15 protein-coding genes are annotated in these 15149 nt (G+C 65.5%); 9 read left to right on the top strand and 6 right to left on the bottom strand.

What is annotated here, in order from left to right:
• Positions 1-12: 12 nt before the first annotated feature.
• Positions 13-459, bottom strand: coding sequence for a hydroxyphenylacetyl-CoA thioesterase PaaI (gene paaI / locus ACSQ3M_RS18950; RefSeq protein WP_436151632.1), 447 nt, complete (start codon positions 457-459; stop codon positions 13-15).
• Entirely contained in the window at positions 456-1241 is a 786-nt protein-coding gene (gene paaG, locus ACSQ3M_RS18945) for a 2-(1,2-epoxy-1,2-dihydrophenyl)acetyl-CoA isomerase PaaG (RefSeq protein WP_436151631.1), read from the bottom strand. Before paaG ends, paaI begins: the two co-directional genes overlap by 4 nt.
• A 236-nt stretch (positions 1242-1477) precedes the next feature.
• Between paaG and ACSQ3M_RS18940 the strand changes: the two genes are divergently transcribed.
• The 5 genes from ACSQ3M_RS18940 to ACSQ3M_RS18920 all read left to right on the top strand — a co-directional run bounded on the left by ACSQ3M_RS18940 (position 1478) and on the right by ACSQ3M_RS18920 (position 6115).
• Entirely contained in the window at positions 1478-2614 is a 1137-nt protein-coding gene (locus ACSQ3M_RS18940) for an ABC transporter substrate-binding protein (RefSeq protein WP_436151630.1), read from the top strand.
• A gap of 199 nt (positions 2615-2813) precedes the next feature.
• The gene (locus tag ACSQ3M_RS18935) at positions 2814-3686 is read left to right on the top strand and encodes a branched-chain amino acid ABC transporter permease (RefSeq protein WP_284171914.1); all 873 of its coding nucleotides are present in this window, start codon (positions 2814-2816) and stop codon (positions 3684-3686) included.
• A gap of 2 nt (positions 3687-3688) precedes the next feature.
• Positions 3689-4642, top strand: coding sequence for a branched-chain amino acid ABC transporter permease (locus ACSQ3M_RS18930; protein WP_436151629.1), 954 nt, complete (start codon positions 3689-3691; stop codon positions 4640-4642).
• Entirely contained in the window at positions 4642-5427 is a 786-nt protein-coding gene (locus tag ACSQ3M_RS18925; protein WP_436151628.1) for an ABC transporter ATP-binding protein, read from the top strand. The genes ACSQ3M_RS18930 and ACSQ3M_RS18925 overlap by 1 nt, the downstream gene beginning before the upstream one ends.
• Entirely contained in the window at positions 5414-6115 is a 702-nt protein-coding gene (locus ACSQ3M_RS18920; protein WP_436151627.1) for an ABC transporter ATP-binding protein, read from the top strand. The genes ACSQ3M_RS18925 and ACSQ3M_RS18920 overlap by 14 nt, the downstream gene beginning before the upstream one ends.
• Before the next feature lie 159 nt (positions 6116-6274).
• Here ACSQ3M_RS18920 and ACSQ3M_RS18915 read toward each other — a convergent pair whose 3' ends face one another.
• Entirely contained in the window at positions 6275-7030 is a 756-nt protein-coding gene (locus ACSQ3M_RS18915) for an alpha/beta fold hydrolase (protein ID WP_436151626.1), read from the bottom strand.
• 139 nt (positions 7031-7169) lie between these two features.
• Here ACSQ3M_RS18915 and ACSQ3M_RS18910 point away from each other — a divergent pair, with 139 nt between their 5' ends.
• The 4 genes from ACSQ3M_RS18910 (at position 7170) to ACSQ3M_RS18895 (ending at position 10773) form a co-directional block, all read left to right on the top strand.
• On the top strand, positions 7170-7679 hold the full coding sequence (locus tag ACSQ3M_RS18910; RefSeq protein WP_436151625.1) for a MarR family winged helix-turn-helix transcriptional regulator: 510 nt from the start codon (positions 7170-7172) through the stop codon (positions 7677-7679).
• Positions 7680-8470: 791 nt separating this feature from the next.
• Positions 8471-9445 carry a Bug family tripartite tricarboxylate transporter substrate binding protein gene (locus ACSQ3M_RS18905; protein WP_436151624.1) on the top strand — a complete coding sequence of 325 codons (975 nt, stop codon included), beginning with the start codon at positions 8471-8473 and terminating at the stop codon, positions 9443-9445.
• A 31-nt stretch (positions 9446-9476) separates the two neighbouring features.
• Positions 9477-10388: a 3-hydroxyacyl-CoA dehydrogenase NAD-binding domain-containing protein gene (locus ACSQ3M_RS18900; RefSeq protein ID WP_436151623.1), complete on the top strand. Its 912-nt coding sequence runs from the start codon at positions 9477-9479 to the stop codon at positions 10386-10388.
• A gap of 142 nt (positions 10389-10530) precedes the next feature.
• Complete coding sequence (locus tag ACSQ3M_RS18895; protein WP_436151622.1) at positions 10531-10773, top strand: hypothetical protein; 243 nt, start codon at positions 10531-10533, stop codon at positions 10771-10773.
• A 69-nt stretch (positions 10774-10842) separates the two neighbouring features.
• Here ACSQ3M_RS18895 and ACSQ3M_RS18890 read toward each other — a convergent pair whose 3' ends face one another.
• From ACSQ3M_RS18890 to ACSQ3M_RS18880, 3 genes are all read right to left on the bottom strand, one after another.
• Positions 10843-11277 carry a MucR family transcriptional regulator gene (locus tag ACSQ3M_RS18890; RefSeq protein ID WP_436151621.1) on the bottom strand — a complete coding sequence of 145 codons (435 nt, stop codon included), beginning with the start codon at positions 11275-11277 and terminating at the stop codon, positions 10843-10845.
• Positions 11278-11426: 149 nt separating this feature from the next.
• Positions 11427-12749, bottom strand: a complete 1323-nt coding sequence (locus tag ACSQ3M_RS18885) for an HlyD family type I secretion periplasmic adaptor subunit (protein ID WP_436151620.1) — start codon at positions 12747-12749, stop codon at positions 11427-11429.
• Positions 12746-14488 carry a type I secretion system permease/ATPase gene (locus tag ACSQ3M_RS18880; protein WP_436151619.1) on the bottom strand — a complete coding sequence of 581 codons (1743 nt, stop codon included), beginning with the start codon at positions 14486-14488 and terminating at the stop codon, positions 12746-12748. Before ACSQ3M_RS18880 ends, ACSQ3M_RS18885 begins: the two co-directional genes overlap by 4 nt.
• Between the last annotated feature and the right edge of the window lie 661 nt (positions 14489-15149).

The following is a 15149-nucleotide window of genomic DNA, read 5'->3' as shown; positions in this document are numbered from 1 at the left end:
CGGCTGGAGCGTTCAGCCTGGTTCGGCGATCGGCGCGCCCTTGATGGTACGGGAGTGGCCACGGAATTCCGCGACATGCTCGCCGTTCTGGTTGGTCACCTTGATGTCGTAGATGCCGCCGCGGCCGATCCGCGAGACCTCGCGGGCGCTGGCGGTCAGCCGATCGCCCTCGAAGGCGGGACGCAGGAAGGTCACCGAGCAGTGCTGCGCCACGGTGTTCTGGTTGTAGCTGTTGCAGGCGAAGGCGAAGGCAGAGTCCGCCAATGTGAATATATAGCCGCCATGGCAGGTCTTGTGGCCGTTGGTCATGACCGCCGTGATGGTCAGGGACAGCGTCGCCTTACCCGGGCCGGCCGCATCGAGGCTCATGCCGAGGCTGCGGGACGCCAGATCCTTGTCCCACATCGCCTGGGCCACGGCGCGGGCGAGCGTATCCGGATCGGAAACGTCGAGGCTCATCGTCCGGTGAACTCAGGCTGGCGCTTGTCGAGGAAGGCGAGGACGCCTTCGGCATAGTCGGCGCTGCGCCCGGCCTGCCGTTGCAGGTCGCGCTCGAGATCGAGCTGTTGATCGAGCGTATTGCCGGCCGAGGCCTGGATCGCCTGCTTGATCAGGCCGAGCCCGAAGGTCGGACCGGCCGCCAGCTTCTTGCCGAGCGCTTCGGCCTCGGTCATCAGCTCGGTGTCGTCGACGACGCGCCAGATCAGGCCCCAGGCCGCGGCGGTTTCTGCCGTGAGCGGTTCCGCCGTCAGGGTGAGTGCTTTGGCCCGGGCCTCGCCGAGCAGCTGGGCGAGGGTCCAGGTGCCGCCTGAATCGGGAACCAGGCCGATCTTGGAGAAGGCCTGGATGAACTTCGCTGAGCGCGCAGCAAGCACGATATCGCAGGCGATCGCGATATTGGCGCCGGCGCCGGCGGCGACGCCGTTGACCGCGCAGATGACCGGCTTGTTGAGGCTGCGGATCAGCCGGACGAGTGGATTGTAGAAGGTCTCGATCGTGCGGCCGAGATCCGGCGCGGTTTCCTTGCGCGGGTCGCGGTCGCCGAGGTCCTGGCCGGCGCAGAAGCCGCGACCGGCGCCGGTCAGCAGGACCGCGCGGATCTCGCTCTCGTCATGGGCGCGCTGCATTGCGGCGCGCAAAGCGAGATGCATCTCCTCATTGAAGGAATTCAACTTGTCCGGGCGATTGAGCGTCAGCCGGAGCAGGCCGTCGGCTAGCGCTATCTTGACCGTATCGGACATGCGCTTCCTCCCATGCAGTCGCGGCTTTGAGCCGTCGCTTCAAAAAATCCCTTGCATAGTCCGAACGGTCGGTCAATTATTAATCCAACGAGGGCGCGAATTGGTCTTAGGCAAGGGTTGCGAACCTGATCCTGAGGTCAACCACGCGCCATGCGGGGAACGACGACGACCGCGCTCTGAGCGTTCAGCCGCGCGGCGACGAACTGCACAAAAATACGTGGCACTCGGAGGAAACAATGAAGCTCAACGTTTTCGGCAGCGCGCTCGCGCTGGCGCTCGCCCTGACGAGCCCCGCCTTTGCCGACATCAAGATCGGCGCCTCGGTCTCCGAGACCGGGCCGGCCTCGTCGCTTGGCGACCCCGAGGCCAAGACCCTCAAGATGCTGGTCGACGAGATCAACGCCGCCGGCGGCGTGCTCGGCCAGAAGCTCAAGCTCTTCCTCTATGACGATGGCGGCGATCCGAACAAGGCGCGCACCTTCGCTACCCGCCTGGTCGAGGATGACGGGGTCGTCGCCATCGTCGGCGGCTCGACCACCGGCACCACCATGTCGATCATCTCGGTCGTCGAGAATGCGAAGATCCCGTTCATCTCGCTGGCTGGCGCGGTCGAGATCATCGATCCGCCCAAGCCTTTCGTCTTCAAGACACCGCATACCGACCGCATGGCCTGCCGCAAGATCTTCGAGGACATGAAGGCCAAGGCCTTCACCAAGATCGCGCTGATCTCCGGTTCCGACGGCTTCGGCGCCTCGATGCGCAAGCAGTGCCTCCAAGTCGTCAGCGAATTCGGCATCACGGTGCTCGCCGAGGAGACTTACGGCCCGAACGACGCCGACATGACCCCGCAGCTCACCAATATCCGCTCCAAGGCGGAGGTGCAGGCGATCCTCAATCCGGGCTTTGGCCAGGGGCCGGCGATCGTGACCCGCAATTACGGCCAGCTCGGCATCAAGACGCCGCTCTATCAGTCGCATGGCGTCGCCTCGAAGAGCTTTATCGACCTCGCCGGCCCGGCTTCGGAAGGCGTGCGCCTGCCCGGCACCGCCGTCCTTGTCGCCAATCTCTTGCCGGCCGGCGACCCGCAGAAGGCGATCGTTTCGGCCTACAAGACCAGCTACGAGGCGAAGTTCAATCAGCCGCCCTCGACCTTCGGCGGCTACGCCCATGACGGCCTGCGACTGCTGGTCGATGCCATCAAGCGCGCCGGCAAGGCCGACCCGAAAGCGATCCGCGATGCGATCGAGGGTACCAAGGGCTTCGTCGGCGTGACCGGCACCTTCAACATGGCCGCAACCGACCATCTCGGCCTCGATCTGTCCGCCTTCCGGATGCTCGAGATCAAGCGCGGCGACTGGGCGCTGATCCAGTAGGCGGAAGGCACGGGGGCGCCTACAAGGCTGCGGCCTGCGGCCGTTGAGAAGCGCCCTTTCCGTCATGGTCGGGCTTGTCCCGACCATCCACGTCTTCCTTCGGGCAAGGCGGTGTTCAAGACGTGGATGCTCGCCACGAGGGCGAGCATGACGAGCTGGAACGGCCTTCAGTGTCTGACCGGGCCGCGGGGAGCAGAAAGTGGCGGAACTTCTCCAGTACCTGTTGTCGGGTGTGACGGTCGGCGCGGTCTATGCGCTCGTCGCGCTCGGCTTCACGCTGATCTACAACGCCTCCGATGTGGTGAATTTCGCCCAGGGCGAATTCGTCATGCTGGGCGGCATGATCAGCTTCTTCGCCTGGCAGGCCGGTATTCCGCTGCCGCTGGCCGCGATCCTGGCCATCATCGCCACTGCGAGCGTCGGCGTGCTGCTCAACAAGCTGGCGATCGAGCCGGCTCGGGGCGCGCCCGTCGCCAGCTTGATCATCATCACGATCGGCGCCTCGATCTTCCTGCGCGGCGGCGCGCAGCTCGTCTTCGACAAGCAGTTGCACCGCTTTCCGAGCTTCTCCGGCGACGATCCGATCCGGATCCTCGGCGCGACGATCCTGCCGCAGAGCCTCTGGGTCATTGCCGGCGCGGTCGCGATCTTCCTCGCCCTCTGGCTGTTCTTCGCCCATACGCTGACCGGCAAGGCCGTGCTCGCCACCGCCAACAACCGCATCGCCGCGAGCCTGGTCGGCATCAACCCGAACCATATGATGACGCTGAGTTTCGCGGTCTCGGCCGCCATCGGCGCGCTGGCCGGCGTGCTCGTCACGCCGATCACCCTGACGAGCTATGATCTTGGCGTGGCGATCGCGCTGAAGGGCTTCGCCGCAGCCATGCTCGGCGGCATGGGCATCCCGGCCGGCGCGCTGGCCGGCGGCCTGCTGCTCGGGCTGATCGAGGCGTTCACGGCCGGCTATGTCAGCTCCGTCTACAAGGACGCCGTCGCCTTCGTGGTCATCCTCGCGGTCCTGTTCGCCATGCCGCAAGGCCTGTTCGGCCGCAAGGCGATGGACCGGGTCTGACGATGCGCCTGTCCCGCAAGCATCTGACACTGTTCGTGCTGACGCTGCTGATCGCGCTGGCGCCGGCGCTCTTCCCGTCCAATTTCTATTACCGCATCGGCGCGCTGATCTTCGTCAACGGGCTCGCGGTCACCGGCCTCGTCGTGCTGATCGGCTTTGCCGGTCAGATCAGCCTCGGCCATGCCGGCTTCGCCGGGATCGGCGCCTATGCCTGCGCGCTGGCCCCCGGCTATCTCGGCTTGCATCCCGGCCTCGCCATGTTGCTCGGCGCTATGCTCTCCGGCGGCGTCGCCTGGCTGATCGGCCGACCGATCCTGCGGCTCAAGGGCTATTACCTCGCCGTCGCCACCCTCGGCTTCGGCATCCTCGTCTCGATGGTGCTCGCCAACGAGGCGAAGATCACCGGTGGGCCGGACGGGCGCGAGGTCGCCGAACTCGGCCTGCGTGGCGCGCTCTCGGCGATCGGCATCGGGCTGAGCAACGCGCAGTTCTGGTATGCTGCGACCGGCCTCGCCATGCTGCTGGGCGCCTGGGTCGCGCTCAACCTCCAGGACAGCCCGACCGGCCGGGCCTTGCGCGCGTTGCACGATTCCGAGGTCGCGGCGCTTACGGTCGGCGTCGACGTCGCCAGGCTGAAGCTGTCGGCCTTCGTGATCTCGGCCGTCTATGCCTCGCTTTCGGGCTCGCTGCTGGCGCTGATGAACCGCTTCATCACGCCTGATGTCGCCGGCTTCCTGCATTCGGTCGAGCTGGTGACGATGACGGTGTTCGGCGGTGTCGGCTCGGTGCCGGGCGCGATCCTCGGTGCGGCGACGCTGACGCTGCTGCCGCAGGCGCTCACCGTGCTGCAACAATACGAGAACCTCATCCTCGGCCTGATCATGATGCTGGTGATGATCTTCATGCGCGACGGGCTCCTGCCCTCGCTCATGCGTCGCCTGAAAGGGAGGGGCTGATGACGCTTCTCCAGGTTGAAGGCCTCGGCATCGATTTCGGCGGCCTTCGTGCCGTCAACGATGTCGACTTTGCGGTCGCGCCCGGCGAGATCGTCTCGGTGATCGGCCCCAACGGCGCCGGCAAGACCACGCTGTTCAACATGATCTCCGGCGTCTACCTGCCGGCGCGCGGCAAGATCACGCTGGATGGCCGTGACGTGACGGGGATGGCGCCCAACCGGCTGGCCGAACGCGGCCTGTCGCGCACCTTCCAGAACCTGCAGATCTTCCAGCGCATGAGCGTGCTCGAGAACGCCATGACGGGCTGCCATCTGAAGGAGCGCGGCGCGATCCTCAGCGATCTTCTCTGCCTGCCCTCCTCGCGTCGTCGCAGCGCCGTGACGAAGGCGCGCGCGAGCGAGCTGCTGGAGCGCGTCGGCCTGGCGCGCGCCGCCGAGCACGAGGCCTCCTCGCTCTCCTATGGCGCGCTCAAGCGCCTCGAGATCGCCCGGGCGCTGGCGCTCGAGCCGCGCATCCTGCTGCTCGACGAACCTGCCGCCGGCTGCAACGCGGTCGAGACCGAGGATATCGACCATCTGATCGCCGAGGTCGCCAAGTCCGGCGTCGCCGTCCTGCTGGTCGAGCACGACATGAAGCTGGTGATGCGCATTTCCAACCACATCGTCGTTCTCGACCGTGGCGAGAAGATCGCCGAAGGCTCGCCAGCGACGGTGTCGCGCGATCCCAGAGTGATCGAAGCCTATCTCGGCACGCAGGTCACGGAGACCGGCCATGCTCTCGGTTGAAGGGCTGCGCTCGCGCTATGGCCGCATCGAGGTCCTGCACGGCGTCGACCTCGAGGTCGGCTCGGGCGAGATCGTGACGGTCGTCGGCGCCAACGGCGCCGGCAAGACGACGCTGCTGCGCTGCATCTCCGGCGTGCAGCCGGCGAGCGGCGGCGCGATCATCTTTAGGGGCGAGGCGCTGAAGTCGATTCCGGCCCATCGCCGCGTGGGCCTGGGCCTCTCGCATTCACCGGAAGGCCGGCTGATCTTCACCAATCTGAGCGTGGAGGAGAATCTGCGGCTCGGCGCCTATCTCTTCGCCGACGAACGCGTCGAGCGCGACATGGCCGATGCCTTCGCCATGTTCCCGATCCTGAAGGAGAAGCGCAATCTGCCGGCTGGCGGCCTCTCCGGCGGCCAGCAGCAGATGCTGGCGATCGGCCGCGCGCTGATGGCACGGCCCGCCTGCCTGCTGCTCGACGAACCGAGCATGGGGCTGGCGCCGATCTTGGTGGCGCAGATCCTCGACGTGGTGAAAACGCTAAAATCGCTCGGTGTCACCGTCCTGCTGGTCGAGCAGAACGCCTATGCGGCCCTGCAGATCGCCGATCGCGGCTATGTCATGGAGACCGGCCGAATCACCATGGCGGGGCCCGCGGCCGAATTGATCGCCGATGAGCGGATTCGTGCCGCCTATCTGGGCTTGTAGCTCCGGGTCGGCACCGCCGAAAAGCGAGACCGGATCGCGATCGTCCGACTTGAAGTCGGCATGCAGTCGACGTCCCTCTCAACGACAAGAGCGGGCCCCGTACTGGGCCCGCTGTGATTATCGATGGCGAACGCCTCTGCTCGGTCGCCTGGTTGTCGTTTACTTGGCCGCTGCGGCCTGTTCGATGATGTCGGCGACGACCTTTGGCTTTGAGACGTAGAGTGCGTGGCTGCCCTTGGTCTCGGTGATGGTTGCACCGGCGCGCTTTGCCATCTGGCGCTGGGCCGGGGGCGGGATCATGCGGTCGTCGCTGGCAACGAGGTAGAAGGAGGGCTTGACCTTCCAGGCCGGGCTTGTGACGGCGCCGGTCAGGGCCGCAACGCCCCAGGGTACCTGCGAGTTGGCCATGAAGGCGGCGGTCTTGGCGTCGACATCAGCGGCGAAGGAGGCGGCGAACTTCGCCTTGTCGAGCAGGAGGAAGCCGTCGACCGGCGGCAGGATCGGCGGGACGGACGCGCCCGGAGGCGGGTTGGCGATCAGCGAGGAGACGGATTCGCCCGTATCGGGGGCGAAGGCGGCGATGTAGACCACCGACTTGACCTTGGGATCGGTGCCGGCCTCGCTGACCACGACGCCGCCATAGGAATGACCGACGAGGACGACCGGGCCGTCCTGCTGGGCGATCGCCCGCCTGGTGAAGGCGACGTCGTCGGCGAGCGAGGTGGTCGGGTTCTGGACGATGGTGACGGTGTAGCCCTTGGCCTTGAGGACGTCGTAGACGCCCTGCCAGCCCGAGCCATCGACGAAGCCGCCATGGACGAGGACGACGTTCCGGGCGGCGGGGGCGGCCAGAGCGGGCGTGCCGGCGAGAGAAGCAGCGAGGGAGAAAGCGGCGGCGATCAGGGACTTGGTCATGATGGGCTCCTGTTGTTTGGTTCGCGACAATCATTATCGCGATATATATTATCGTACAGGCCCACATTGGGCTTGTAAAGCGCTTTCTTTATCGCGATATCATTTTTCTCGACATCGACCGATTCCGGAGAGCACCCCGATGACCAATGCGCCCAAGCCCGACCAGCTCGCTGCCGACACCCCGACGCTGCCGCTCGACGGCCAGCTCTGCTTTTCGATCTACTCAGCCTCGCTGGCGATCCAGCGCGTCTACAAGCCGATGCTGGACGGCCTCGGCGTCACCTACACGCAGTATCTCGTGCTGAGCGCGCTCTGGGAGCGGGACGGGCTGACGATCGGCGCGATCGGCGAGCGCCTCGCACTCGAGCCGAGCACGATCACCCCGGCGGTCAAGCGCCTCGAGGCGGCCGGCTTCCTCAGCCGCCGGCGCAGCACGGTGGATGAGCGCCTGGTCGAGGTCTATCTGACGGCCAAGGGCCACGAGCTGCATCCGAAGACCGGCTGCCTCACCGACGCCCTCCTGCGCCATTCCGGATTCGAAATCCCCCAGATGATCGAGCTCAACAGAAGCGTCCAGGCCCTCAGGCAGGGCATGCGTGAGGCAACAGGCGGCGGCCGGGAGGCTGGGGTGACAAGCGTCAAAGAATGATGCTGGCGACCTTCTCGTCCTGAGAATTCGCAATAAACTTTGACGATGGCCTCCGGCTGGACGGTCGCAAGCTTTGCCGTCGCATCCATTTCGAACGGAAATGAAACCTCCCGCTGAGCGCGAGCAGTTGCAGCTTGCGACGCGCACGGACTTTACCCTCGCGCTGCTCCGACTGGCGGTTACCATGCGGTTGCAGTTTCCATTGTCGATTGGAGTTCACCGAGGTCGATCGGCTTCGTCACGGTCGCGACAATACAAATTGAACCGCTGCGCACTGGCACGCCACCAAGCGATGCGCGCGAAGCTGCGTATACTCCTGAAACGCCTCGATAAATCGCTTGCCAAGGTTGGGGTCGAGGGTTCGAAGCCCTTCGCCCGCTCCAGACAATCTCAAGGCTTGAGAGGCACGTAAGCGTCGGATTTTCCGGCGCTTTTTGCTTTTTGGGCTTCAGCGGCTGGGGCCGATTTCCGGAAGGCTTCGAAAGCCCGCGGTTACATGTACGTTTCGGAGGCACATAGGCCTTCTCGGGCGTGCTCCCGCAATCGGATTTTCGTGAGATCGGAGCGCCGAAAAAGCTCCGCGGTTACCGCGCGGTCGCAGTCTCCGCCATACGCGCCGTTTCGGGAATGCCAGTCAATTTCACGCTGGTCGACCCGGTGTAATTTGCACCGGCGTGAATTCCAGAAATCCCATACGATCACTTTGAATCCTGTTGGCCGACACCTCGGTCCAAGCGTCCGCCAAGAGACTGGAGCCACCAGTCCGCTACGATCATCCCCGGAGGAAACGCATGTTCGACCGCCGCCTTGTCATGAGCGTTCTTGCCAGCCTTGCGCTGACGCTGCCCATCCCATCCTTCGCACAGACCTACCCACAGAAGCCGATCACGCTGGTCGTGCCCTACGCGCCCGGCGGTGCGACGGACATCATCGGTCGCGTCGTCGCCGAGGAGATGTCGAACAGCCTTGGACAGCGCATGGTGGTGGAGAACCGGGCCGGTGCCGGCGGCAGTGTCGGGGCAGCAGCTGTCGCGCGTGCGCAGCCCGACGGCTACACCTTGCTGCTGGGCGCGCTCACCAGCCATTCGATCAATATGGGCCTGCAGGCCAAGCCCGGCTTCGATCTGAAGAAGGACCTGATCCCGATCGGCCTCGCCGGCAATGTCGGGCTCGCGCTCGTCGTCCATCCTTCCGTCCCCGCCAAGACGGTCCCGGAACTGGTCGCGCTGATCAAGGCGAGCCCGGACAGCTATTCCTATGCTTCGTCCGGGCAAGGTTCGCCCCAGCATCTCTCGGGCGAGCTCTTCAACATCAAGGCCGGCACCAGGATGCCCGTCGTCCAGTATCGCGGCTCCGGCCCGGCGATGACCGACATGGTGGCGGGCCAGGTCAAGCTCATGTTCGACACGATCCCGGCGGTGCTGCAGCACGTCAAGGCTGGCTCGCTGCGGGCGATCGCAACCACCGGCCTCGAACCTTCTCCGTTCATGCCCGAGGCCCCGACCGCGATCTCGCAGGGCCTCGCCGGCTTCGAGGTCTCGTCCTGGTTCGGCCTGCTTGCTCCGGCAGGCACTCCGCAAGCGATAGTCGACAAGCTCAATGTCGAGTTGAACAAGGCTCTGCGGAGCTCAAAGGTAAAGGAGGCGCTGGCATTGCAGGGCGTCGACCCAAAGCCGAGCACCCCTGCCGAAGCGGTAAAGCGGATCGACAGCGAGATCACGAAGTGGGGCGACCTGATCAGGGCCGCCGGCCTGAAGGCCGAATGACGCTGCTCGCAAGCCGGTTTGGATGGTGACGATGGAAATCGAACGTCTCGCGATTGTGGGCGCTGGCCTGATTGGTGCGAGCTGGGCCGCGCTCGCCTGCGCCCATGGCCTGCCAGTCAGTGCCTACGATCCCAATCCGGAAGCCGAACAGCGTTTCCTCGACCATGTGGCGCGCTCACGGCACCAGCTCGCGGAACTAGGTCTAGAGGGCACTGCTGAGGTCAGCTTCTCCACCGACCTCGAAAGAGCCCTGGATGGCGCCGGCTTCGTCCAGGAGAACGGGCCGGAGAACGAGGTGGTCAAGCGCAAGCTCCTCGCCGAGATCGACGGGCTATCTGCGCCGGAGGCGATCATCGCCAGCTCGACCTCGGCGCTCGTCCGCAGCGCCATCGTCGCCGATTGCGCCCGGCCGGAACGCATCGTCGTGGCCCATCCCTTCAACCCGCCACATCTCGTGCCACTGGTCGAGATCGTCGGTGCCGACACCGAGATCGTGGCGCGGACCGCGGCATTCTATCGCTCGCTCGGCAGGCGCCCGGTGGTGCTCAACCGCGAAATGCCCGGGCACATCGCCAATCGGCTGGCCTCGGCGCTCTATCGCGAGGCGGTCCACCTCGTCGAGCAGGGTGTTGCGAGCGTCGCCGATATCGATGCGGCGCTCTGCAACGGCCCCGGCCTGCGCTGGGCGCTGATGGGGCCGCACATGACCTACCACCTCGGTGGCGGCGAAGGCGGTATCGCCGGCTATCTCACCCATCTCGGGCCGAGCCAGGTGCGGCGCTGGCAATCACTGGGCAGCCCTTCACTCGATGCGGAGGTTCAAGCCAAGATCGTCTCGGGCGTAGCGGAAGAGGCCGCCGGCCGCTCCATCGCCGAACTGGAACGGCGCCGCGATGAAGGGCTGCTCGCGCTGCTGAAGGCACGCAAGCTCGTCAGCGACTGAGGGGGGAGGCCGTCGTCCTGACAATATCCACTACGCCGATGGCGCCCCGCACACCGCGATAGTGCCCGGAGCTTTGCGAGATTATGCCTTGATTCCGTACGCCAGAACAAAATAAGAACATCTGATTGGCGGGAGGCACGCAATGGCGGCGCGAATTTGGGTTCGGCGGACGTGGCCGGACATCGATCATCTCTTCCATGTCGAAGACGAGACCGGTGATAAAATCGCCGTCATCACCCACTACAAATACGCTCCGCACGGCTCGCTGCGATGGCATTGGGCGATGTCAAAGGGCAAACGCCGGTCGGTAGCCGAGTTCGGCCGTTGTCACGACATCGAGGAGGCAAAGCGGAAGATCCGCGTGAGCTGGCGGGATGTCAGCTAGAGAGGACGCGGTCACGTCCGCATTGAAGTCATGGCTCGGACGCGGGCGCTGCCGTCGCAGGAACTTAGGTCAGCTCTTCCTGTTTCGCTTTTGCGGGGCGACCTGCCCCTTCTTGCGACCAAGCCCGAGGCTCTTGGCCATCTGCGAGCGCGCTTCGGCGTAGTTCGGGGCCACCATCGGATAATCGGCGGGCAGGTCCCATTTGGCGCGGTAGTCCTCCGGCGACATGTCGTAGGCCGTGCGCAGGTGGCGCTTCAGGGACTTGAACGGCTTGCCGTCTTCGAGGCTGTAGATGGCGTCGGGCGTCACGGATTTCCTGATCGGGACCGCCGGGACAGGCTTTTCGGCCGGCGGGGCTGCGGGCTTCTGGCCGAGGCGGCTCAGCGCCGCGTGGGTTTGGTCAATGAGACCGGCAAGCTCGGCCTGGGGAAGACGGTTATGGCGAACGAAAGCCGCGACGATCATTGTCGACAATTCGAGCAATTCCGTTGAATCTTTGGACATTATGCTTCCGCCCCTAGAACAGACATCGTCTTTTCTAAGTGCGCGTCACCATCAGAAGCAACGGTGGTCGCCGTCTATACAGCTTTAAATCCAGGCAACTCACTCGCATTGCGCGAGCTTAACTATCGTATCGATCTGGGCGCGCACCTTCACCGTTCCCGGAACGCCCTTGCGATCTGATCCTTGAGGGGCTTGACGATGTATTCGAGGGGGGTTCGGTCTTCGGTGCGCACGAACACCTCGGCCTGCATGCCGGCGCTGACGCGGTTTTGGCCGAGGCGGGCGAACTCGGCGGCCGGCATCGAGACGCGGACGGTGTAGAAGGTCGCGCCAGTCTGCTGGTCGCGGCTGGTGTCGGCCGAGATACGCGTGATCTTGCCGGCAAGCTCGGGCGTGGTGCGCTGGTTGAAGGCGTGGATCTTGACCCGTGCCTCCTGGCCAAGCGCGATCTGATCGATGTCGGGCGGGTTGATCCGCGCCTCGACCTGGAGGGCGTCCTCGGCCGGCACGACCAGCATGACCGGCTCGGCCGGGGTGATCACGCCGCCGACCGTGTGCACGGCGAGCTGATGCACGAAGCCTGAGCTCGGGCTGCGGATCTCGACCCGCTTCAGCTGGTCCTCGGCCGCGACGCGGCGCTCGACCAGCTCGGCGCTCTTGCCCTGGATCTCGCGCAGCTCCTTCATCGCCTCCTCGCGCAGGGCAGCGTCGATCTGGATGATCTGCAGCCGCGTCTCGGCGATCTTGCCTTCCGCCTGCGCGAGCAAGGCGATGAGCTGGCCGCGTTGGCCTCCCAGATTCGCCGACTCGCGCTCGAGCGCGGTCTTGCGGTTGAGCGAGACCAGGTTTTTGGCATAGAGCGAGCGGATACCCGTGAGCTCTTCCTCGATCAGCTCCGCCTGCAGTTCGCGCGCCGTCTGCTGGGCCTTCAGCCCGGCGATCTCGTCGCCGAGCTGGGCGATGCGCGCGGAAAGCTGAGCCTTCTGGCCGTCGCGCGCCGCACGCCTGGCCTCGAACAGGCTCCGCTCGGCGCCGATCAGCTCGGCGATCTCCGGCTCGGACCGGCGGGTGAGCAGTTCGGCGGCGAAGGTGATCGCGTCCTTGCCCGCGCGCTCGGCTTCGACCCGGCCGCGCCGGACGGTAAGCTCGTCGAGCTGCTTCACCACCATCTGGAGGTTGGCGCGGGTGACGATATCGTCGAGCCGGATCACCACCTGGTCCTGCTCGACGCGGTCGCCCTCGCGGACCCTGAGCTCGCCGACGATGCCGCCGGTCGCGTGCTGAACCTTCTTGACGTTGCCGTCGACGACGAACTGGCCGCTGGCGATGACCGCGCCCGACAAGGTCGTCGCCACCGCCCAGACCCCGACCGTGCCGGCGAACAAGGTCACCCCGACGCAGCCGGCGAGTGCAAGCCGGCGCAAGGAGCGTCCGAAGCCCTGATGGTCCGAGGTCGTGGCCGTCTCGCTCATGACGCTGTCATCGGCTGGCGCTGGACGTTTGGCAGGCCGCGCTGCTTCAGCACCTTCTGCAGGATCTCCTCCTTGGGACCGACGGCTTGGATGCGGCCATCCGCCATCATCGCGACATGGTCGACGCCGGCGATCGCTGTCTGACGGTGGGTGACGACGATGACGATGCCGCCGCGCTCCCGGGTCTTGCGGATCGCCTGGGTCAGCGCCTCGTCGCCATCACGGTCGAGATTGGAGTTTGGCTCGTCGAGCACGACCAGGAAGGGCTCGCCATAGAGCGCTCGCGCCAGGCCGATGCGCTGGCGCTGGCCGCCCGACAGGGTCATGCCGGCTTCGCCGATGCGGGTGTCGTAGCCTTGCTCGAGCCGCAGGATCAGCTCATGCGCGCCGGCGGCCATCGCCGCCGCGACGATCGCCTCGTCCTTGGCATCCTCGTCGAAGCGGCCGATGTTTTGCGCGACCGTGCCTTCGAACAGCTCGATGTCCTGTGGCAGATAGCCGATATGGCGGCCAAGCTCGCTCGGCTCCCATTGCCCGAGCGCAGCGCCATCCAACCGGACCTCGCCCTTGAGCGGGCGCCAGACCCCGACCAGCGCCCTGACCAGCGTCGACTTGCCGGACGCGCTCGGCCCGACGATGCCGAGGCCCTGGCCGGCCTTGAGCGACAGCGAGACGCCTTGCAGGATCGGAGCCTGCTTACCGGGCGCGGCGACGATCAGCCCGTCGGCGGTAAGTTCATGGCGCGGTGCCGGCAGGGCTGTGCGCTCAGCTATCGCGAAGGCGGGCGAGTCCAGCACCTGCCGCAACCGCTTCAGGCCCTGGCGTGCCCCGACGAAGCCTTTCCAGTGGGCGACGGCGATCTCGATCGGCGCCAGCGCACGCGAGGCCATGATCGAGGCTGCGATCATGGCCCCGCCCGAGATCTCGTTGTGCATGGCAAGATAGGCGCCGAGTCCCAGCACGGCGGATTGCAGCACCATGCGGAAGACTTTGGCGAAGGCGCCGATGCCGCTGGTCGCATCCGAACCGGCGAGCCAGTCGCGGACATGGCGCAAATTGAGCTCGTGCCATTTGCGCTGGAAGGCGGGTGCCATGCCCATCGCGGTCAGCGCCTCGGCATTGCGGCGGCTCGCCTCCGCGATCGCCTGTCGGGCCGAGCCGCTCGCCAGTAGCGCCTTGGTCGCCTCGCGGCTCTTCAACTCAGTCAGCCAGGTCAGGACGACGATGACGAGGCCGCCGGCGACGACCAGCCAGCCGAGCCAGGGATGCAGGAAGAAGGCACCGGCCAGGAACAGCGGCAGCCAGGGCATGTCGAGCAGCGCGGTCGGGCCGAGCGAGGATAAAAAGCCGCGGACCTGGTCGAGATCGCGGACCGGCTGCAGCGCCTGTTCCGGCCGAAAGCCGAGCAGCGGCAGCTTCTGACCAGCGGCAAAGGCAGCCGGCGACACCACTTCGTCGAAGCGCGCGCCGATCCGGGCGAGCAACCGGACGCGGATGCCGTCGAGGAAGCCTTGCAGCACATAGGCGGCGAGCAGGAGCAGCGACAGGCCTATCAGGGTCTGGACGCTGCGCGAGCTCAGCACCCGGTCATAGACCTGGAGCATGTAGAACGAGCCGCCCAGCATCAGAAGGTTGATGACGCCGGAGAAGACGCCGACGACCACGAACGAGCCGCGGCACGACGCCAGCGCCAACGACACGATCGAGGCCGAAGCGGAGGACGAAGCCGGACGGCTCAACGCGGGAACTCACAGCTCAGGAGCAAACAAGGCGCCGGGCGAAGCAGCTGCTCAAAGCCCGGCACCAGTTGGGAATGTTCAGAAATTGCTGAAGTCGTCGTGGCTGAGGCTCCAGAGCGGTATGCTGTCGGTGCCCGGCGCGTCACGGACTTCAGCATCCCCATCACAACCCTGACGAGAGATATCCAACCTATAAGGAGAGCACAATCCATATTCCGCGATTTGTAGCGAAGGCTGACGAACTTCACTTGGCGGGCTCTAGAGCGCCCATGGCGGTCTCTTTGTGACACCGGAGGGCTCGGTCAATCTCGGCTAATGCGGGTACTTCGTGGTTGCAGCCTCCACTGTCCGCGGCCGTTCACAGCTGTCGCCCAGCTCCAGGTCCATCGCTGCAGTTCAGGCTGCTTAGGAATGCACTAGCTCGTCGCCGAGCGATTGATGTGAACACAGGTATGCTGCTGAAACACCTCGATAAATCGCTTGCCAAGGTTGAGGTCGAGGGTTCGAGTCCCTTCACCCGCTCCAGATGTTTTCAAGGCTTGGGAAGCAAGTAAGTGTCGGATTTTCCGGCGCTTTTTGCTTTTCTGGCCTCGGAGGTTCGGGACAAATTCTGAACGGCTCCGAAAGCCCGTGGTTACAGATACGCTTGGCACCATAGGAA

The organism is Allobosea sp. LjRoot90 (assembly GCF_964254315.1).
Lineage (GTDB): Bacteria > Pseudomonadota > Alphaproteobacteria > Rhizobiales > Beijerinckiaceae > Allobosea.
The sequence above is the reverse complement of the archived record's forward strand: the minus strand, read 5'-3'. Positions and strand labels throughout refer to the sequence as shown.

Coding starts and splice junctions, on each gene's coding strand:
- paaI (WP_436151632.1), bottom strand. CDS start 459: ATGAGCCTCGACGTTTCCGATCCGGATACGCTCGCCCGCGCCGTGGCC.
- paaG (WP_436151631.1), bottom strand. CDS start 1,241: ATGTCCGATACGGTCAAGATAGCGCTAGCCGACGGCCTGCTCCGGCTG.
- ACSQ3M_RS18940 (WP_436151630.1), top strand. CDS start 1,478: ATGAAGCTCAACGTTTTCGGCAGCGCGCTCGCGCTGGCGCTCGCCCTG.
- ACSQ3M_RS18930 (WP_436151629.1), top strand. CDS start 3,689: ATGCGCCTGTCCCGCAAGCATCTGACACTGTTCGTGCTGACGCTGCTG.
- ACSQ3M_RS18925 (WP_436151628.1), top strand. CDS start 4,642: ATGACGCTTCTCCAGGTTGAAGGCCTCGGCATCGATTTCGGCGGCCTT.
- ACSQ3M_RS18920 (WP_436151627.1), top strand. CDS start 5,414: ATGCTCTCGGTTGAAGGGCTGCGCTCGCGCTATGGCCGCATCGAGGTC.
- ACSQ3M_RS18915 (WP_436151626.1), bottom strand. CDS start 7,030: ATGACCAAGTCCCTGATCGCCGCCGCTTTCTCCCTCGCTGCTTCTCTC.
- ACSQ3M_RS18910 (WP_436151625.1), top strand. CDS start 7,170: ATGACCAATGCGCCCAAGCCCGACCAGCTCGCTGCCGACACCCCGACG.
- ACSQ3M_RS18905 (WP_436151624.1), top strand. CDS start 8,471: ATGTTCGACCGCCGCCTTGTCATGAGCGTTCTTGCCAGCCTTGCGCTG.
- ACSQ3M_RS18900 (WP_436151623.1), top strand. CDS start 9,477: ATGGAAATCGAACGTCTCGCGATTGTGGGCGCTGGCCTGATTGGTGCG.
- ACSQ3M_RS18895 (WP_436151622.1), top strand. CDS start 10,531: ATGGCGGCGCGAATTTGGGTTCGGCGGACGTGGCCGGACATCGATCAT.
- ACSQ3M_RS18890 (WP_436151621.1), bottom strand. CDS start 11,277: ATGTCCAAAGATTCAACGGAATTGCTCGAATTGTCGACAATGATCGTC.
- ACSQ3M_RS18885 (WP_436151620.1), bottom strand. CDS start 12,749: ATGAGCGAGACGGCCACGACCTCGGACCATCAGGGCTTCGGACGCTCC.